1 protein-coding gene is annotated in these 3,036 nt (G+C 32.1%); it reads left to right on the forward strand.

The genetic code is table 11. The features are described from left to right. Nucleotides 1-35: 35 nt before the first annotated feature. Nucleotides 36-3,036, forward strand: a 3,001-nt coding sequence (locus WFZ86_RS19985) for a leucine-rich repeat domain-containing protein (protein ID WP_425402891.1), incomplete at its 3' end; no start/stop codon positions are given.

The raw sequence follows: 3,036 nt of genomic DNA on the forward strand, positions 1-3,036 counted from the left end.
AGCAGGAGTAACTACCACAAAAAAGTAAGACCAAGATGAAATTAAAATATACATTAGTTTTTAGTATTATAAGCTTTTTTATTACCACGACTGGATTTGCGCAGGCGCTTAGTGATCAAGAGATTGGATTTGATGTGGCAAGAACTACCACTATGCTCAAAGAGCATGGGGTGAAAGACCAAGATCTTGCTCGTGAGGTTGGAATGTTGCGGGACATGAAATTACGTGAGTATGTAAAAACAAAAAAAACAGAGGAAGATATTTTACTAAGTATAAAATCTGAACAAACTGTTAGAACTGCTAAAAATAGCTCGGCTATTACTACTAAAACAGAATTAATTGATATTCCTGAAACTGAGAAAAATGCATTAAAAGCTTTATACGATGCTACAAATGGAGCAAATTGGAAAGCTTGGCTAGGTATACCTAATAGTGGCGGTGCTTCGGAATTAGTTAGTACCTCATGGGATTTCTCTACACCTGTTACTTCTTGGAACCAGTATACAAGAACAGGTTGGTATGGAATTGTTGTTGAAAATGGGCATGTTGTTTCCATTGATTTAAATAGGAATAATTTGATTAATAATGGGGTTGACTTACCAAATCTAAGTGGTTTAGGGTCGTTGCAAGTCCTAAATCTTACCGGCAATGTTTATCTAGAAGGGAGTTTAAATAATATACAATATTCAGTATCCTTAAAATATTTAAATATAGCATACACCAGTTTTTCTCAGGTACTTCTGCCAATTTCTAAACTTACAAATTTAGAATATCTAGAGATTAGTCATAGGACTGTAGGCACAACAGCTTTCATAGATGAGTCTATTCCAGATGATTTTTATAATCTAAATAAATTAAAATATCTAAATATTGGAAGTCACGCATTAAAAGGAGGCTTATCTTCTAAAATTGGAAATCTTATAAATTTAGAAACTTTGATATTGTATTCAGGTGACTATAGATCGAGATTTGGTGGTGCACTTCCTGCGGAATTAGGAAGTTTAATTAATCTAAAACATCTTAATTTTACTCTAAACTCATTTATTGGTGAAATTCCATCATCTATAGGCAATTTAACTAAACTTGAAACTTTATATTTAGGTTTTAATTATAATATAAATGGCAATATACCTGCTTCTTTAGGAAATTTAACTTCTTTAAATGAGTTATGGCTTCAAAGGAATAGTTTAAATGGTATAATACCGTCTTCACTTGGCAGTTTATTGAATTTAAAAAAAATGTACTTGTTCGGTAACGCTTTAGAGGGGGCAATTCCTAATTCATTCGGACAATTAGGGCAACTTGAAAGTTTATATTTACATGAGAATCTATTAACAGGAGAGATACCAAGTTCATTAACCAATTTGCGGTATTTAAAATATCTTTTTTTGGAAAAGAATAAGTTTCGATTTATAGATTTTAGTCAACAATTTTTAGATTATGCCAAGAACATACAATTTCTGACTTATGCACCTCAATTCAAAACTGATAAGATTGAAAATATTAATTTTTCTAATGGAGAATCAAAAACTCTTACAATGTGTCAGGATGGAAGATATATTTCTAATGTTGATACTTTTCAATGGTTTAAAGATGGTGTTGCATTAACCGATGATTCTATTAGAAATAGAAGTTATACTATTTCTGGTTTAAGTGTTGCAAATGCAGGGGTTTATTCTTGTGTATCAAAACATCCAATAATCACAAATTCTGCAAAGCCTGCAAATCAAAACCTTATTTTAGAAAGAGAACCAATTACATTAAAATTAGTTAATCCTTGTATTGATTCTTATTCCCCAAACCGTAATGGCAGTATAAATAGTCCTTATCCTTATGGTGATTGGTCTGGGGTAATCCTTAATAAATTAACAAATTTGTCATTTTATAGTTCATCAGGGAGTACGCGTTTATCTTATCAATGGAGTCTATTTGACTCAAATAATGCATTAGTTGCATCTGGTAATCAAGCTATATTTCCTATTACTCTAACCCTTGCTGGAGATTATAAAGTGGTTTTACGAGTTTCAGATGCTATGGGGTGTTCTTCTTTTGAAAGAGATTTAAAAACCAGAGAGAGTACTCCTTGTATCATTCCTATTTCAGACCGTGGCGGATACATAATAAACTCTGCATATAGTGAAAAACTTTTGGTTAATACAGCAACAGTTCTTTCTCTTAATCGAAGTTCATCTTATACCACAGCTGGTTTTACTTACAAATGGGATTTGGTTAAACAAAACGGAGATTTAGTTTTTTCTGGTATTGATGAGAATTTTACTGTCACACCAACTGAAATAGGCGATTACATAGTTAATCTGCAGATCAAGGATCCAAACGGTTGTACTACTGATTATACAACAGAGTATAAAGTTGTGGATTTATGCGGTTTTACCGCGGATGATGAACAATTTTCGATTGCTATACCAGGGGAGTATTATTCTTCTGACACCTCTTTGGTCCAAATAAATGAATCAAAAGATTTTTCCATTACTTCCTATTCTGGAGCCAATAGTGATAATTACACTTTTAAATGGAGTTTGTTTAATCCGAGTGGAGAATTAGTAAGCACAAGTACAAGTACTACGTTCTCATCAACTTTTACTATTCCTGGTTTTTATAGAATTGAATTAGAACTTACAAACAAAACTACTGGATGTAAAAGGCTTATTACAAAAGAAATAGGGTGTTTAATAGGGAACAGCTGTACGGAACTCAATCCAAAATCTGCAATGGTCAAGGATTTGTTGAAAAATTTGATAAAAAGCCTTATTATGCGCTCTATAAAGGGAGAAACAGATGCTCAAATCAATGCAAGTTCTAGTTCTCCAGAGTTTTTAGCACTTAAGCCTTACATAACAAATGGTATAGGGAATACTATTTATAACTATAAGTATTCAAAAAATCTAGGCAATTCAGCTCGTCCTTATTCTGAAACAATTGATTTTTCTTTTTCACCTGAAAGATCATCTGATATTCATCTTGATTTCTATTGGGGTGTATCTGGTTATGTTGATTTAACAGATGAAGAAATTTTAA

Origin of the sequence: Flavobacterium polysaccharolyticum (assembly GCF_038739875.1) — a bacterium.
GTDB lineage: Bacteria > Bacteroidota > Bacteroidia > Flavobacteriales > Flavobacteriaceae > Flavobacterium > Flavobacterium polysaccharolyticum.